The 2,533-nt window shown below is 63.6% G+C and carries 5 protein-coding genes; all 5 read right to left on the reverse strand.

The window, feature by feature from the left end; translation table 11 throughout:
* Positions 1-248: Rieske 2Fe-2S domain-containing protein (locus B3V69_RS09950; protein WP_296446119.1), on the reverse strand; the 248-nt coding region annotated here is incomplete at its 3' end.
* A gap of 149 nt (positions 249-397) precedes the next feature.
* Complete coding sequence (locus B3V69_RS09955; RefSeq protein ID WP_296446122.1) at positions 398-880, reverse strand: MarR family winged helix-turn-helix transcriptional regulator; 483 nt, start codon at positions 878-880, stop codon at positions 398-400.
* Positions 881-922: 42 nt separating this feature from the next.
* Entirely contained in the window at positions 923-1,444 is a 522-nt protein-coding gene (thpR, locus tag B3V69_RS09960) for an RNA 2',3'-cyclic phosphodiesterase (RefSeq protein ID WP_296446124.1), read from the reverse strand.
* A gap of 16 nt (positions 1,445-1,460) precedes the next feature.
* Positions 1,461-1,886 carry a hypothetical protein gene (locus tag B3V69_RS09965; RefSeq protein WP_296446126.1) on the reverse strand — a complete coding sequence of 142 codons (426 nt, stop codon included), beginning with the start codon at positions 1,884-1,886 and terminating at the stop codon, positions 1,461-1,463.
* Positions 1,887-2,023: 137 nt separating this feature from the next.
* On the reverse strand, positions 2,024-2,533 hold a 510-nt coding region (locus tag B3V69_RS09970; protein WP_296446127.1), incomplete at its 5' end, for a uracil-DNA glycosylase.

A 2,533-nucleotide genomic window follows, 5' to 3' on the forward strand; every position in this document is an offset into this window, starting at 1 on the left:
GGCATGGCAATCGTCTTGCCGTCGCAGCCCATCTCCAGGCCGTGGTAACCGCAGACCAGCTTGCCTTCAGACACGTAACCGAGCGACAGCGGCGCGCCACGGTGCGGGCAGAAGTCTTCGACAGCGGCGACCCGGTTGTCTTGCCCGCGGTAGAAGGCAATGCGCTCGCCACAGACCTTGCGACCCAGCGGCTTTTCGTCAATTTCGTTGGGGGTGCAGGCGACGTACCACGTGTTTTTCGGGAACATGGTGACTCCTCGTTCAGTTAAAAAATCCTGCGGCAGACCCTGCAGGGAATTATTGGCTTCGATTCAATATTCCGTATACTGAATGTAATTCATTATACGGAATGACTATTCGCGGCGAAAGCCCAAAACATAGGTTTTAACCCTTGTTTTTAAGTTTTGACTTTGGTTTTGCGCTCGACCGGTTGGGTCTGGCGGTCGTTCAAATGCACGAACTTGCGCAGCAGGCGCATGAACTCCTTTTGCTCGACCGGCTCCAGGCTGCTCATCATGCCTTGGACCATCACGTCCGCGCCGGGCCGCAGTTCAAGCAGCACCTCCTCGCCGGCCGGTGTCAGCGACAGGCGGCGCTGGCGCCGTGGCAGCACCTCGCGCAGGATCCAGCCCTTGGCGTCCAGGCGGGCCGCGATATCGGCCGTGCTCGAGGTGTCCAGCGCAATCATCTGCGCCAGCGTCACCTGGTCGATGCCCGGCGTTTCATGCAGCGTGCGCAGAATGGCGTACTGGATCGGCGTCACATGGCGGCCATGGACTTCGTGAAACTTGGACACCGCAATCTGCTGGGCGCGGCGAATCAGGTGGCCCGGTTCGTCGTACAGCGCGATGGCGGGCGGGGTGTCGGCGGGCTTGGTCATGGTTGGATTTTGCCCCAGTGCCTGGGGGCGGGGTGCGCCAGCTCAGGCAACGGAGCCGTAGTGTTGCAGCACACGGTAGCGCTGCCCGGCGTCACCGGTGGACTCCATCAGGACATAGCCTTCGACATGCCAGTCAAATAAAGGGGGCGACTCAGGGCGCTGCGCCAGCGCGGCATGGCGGGCCAGCGTGAAGTGGGGGCGATAGGGGCGCGCATCGGTTTTCAGGCCCAGGCGCTGCAGGGCTTGCCCCAGGCGGTCATGCAGCTGTTGCAGGCCCGCGGGCACGGCCTCGGGCAGCAACACCGCCAGACCATGGGGCCAAAGCGCGGGCCAACCCAGGCGCAGCTCGAACGGCGTCATCGGCACGGCCAGCCCGGCGCGCAATTCATCCAGGCGCTGGCGCGCCACGGGGCCGATGAAATGCAGTGTGATATGCCAGTCGGGCGGCGCATAAGCTGCCGCGCCGGTGTTCCACTGCCAGGCGTCGCTGTGCGTGGCTAACGCGGCCCGGACATCCTCACCGGGCAGAAGCGCGAGGAACAGCCGGGCGGTCGCCAATTCCACTCGGCACCTCGGCGCTTCAGCGCGGTTCCTTCAGCTGGCCTTGCGCCGCGCTGGGTGCCAGTGGACCCGGCTGCGTATCCACCATTTCCCTGACGCCCTCGATGAAGTATTCGGTTTCTCCGAAGCAGGAAGTGGGAATGAATTTGTGCTGGCGGTAACTGAGAACCACCCGTTTGCCGGCGAACAGATTGATTCTTTGGGCCACGCTGTCGTCAAGCACCGTGAAGTCGAATTTCTCGGGGATAGCGCCCGGCATCGTCACCATGGCAATTTCGCCTTCCCACGACTTGCACAGCCAGCCTTTTCTGGAAAATTTTTGCACATAGCCGGCGCGCTCGCCTTCCGAGTAGTTCCAGTGCAACGTCAGCCAGAACCAGCCGACGGCAAGCAGGACCAGGACGATCAGGATGAGCGCAATAACGCGCAGGGCTTTCGATGGCATGCTGCTGGACTCCTCAATGTGGCGCGCAGTGTATCGCAGGATAAGCGTTAGCCATGATCCGGCGCCGGGCCGCCCCAAGACGGATCAGCCCCTTTGGGGGGCAGGGAGGATACGAAGTGCCGAGCGTGGGGGCCATATCACGCACGGCGCATCACCTCCAGCGCCAGGCACAAATCAGCCCAGGCGCGGGCCTTGTCCTGCTGGCTTCGCAGCAGGTAGCTCGGGTGGTAAGTCACCACCACCGGAATGCCCTGGTAGCGGTAAATTTGCCCGCGCAGCTTGCCCAGCGGCGTGCCGGCCACTTCGGGTAGGCTGGCTTGCAGCAGGCTTTGCGCGGCAAAGCGCCCCATCGCCAGAATGACCTTGGGCTGCACTAGCGCCACCTCGCGGCGCAGGTAGTTTTCACAGGTGGCGAGTTCCTGCGCATCGGGGTTGCGCACCAGCGCCGGGCGGCACTTGACGACGTTGCTGACATACGCCGATGTAGCGGCGGTGGCCGCCGCGCTAGCTGTCGGCAGGCCCGCCGCGCCGTGTCGGCTGACACCCACCGCCTTCAGCATGTTGTCCAGCAATTGACCGGCCTGCTCGGCGAAGGCCATACCGGCGCGCTCTTCGGCTTCATCCGGCGGCTCGCCCAGCACCAGCCA

The sequence above is a fragment of the Rhodoferax sp. UBA5149 genome (genome assembly GCF_002413825.1).
GTDB lineage: Bacteria > Pseudomonadota > Gammaproteobacteria > Burkholderiales > Burkholderiaceae_C > Rhodoferax.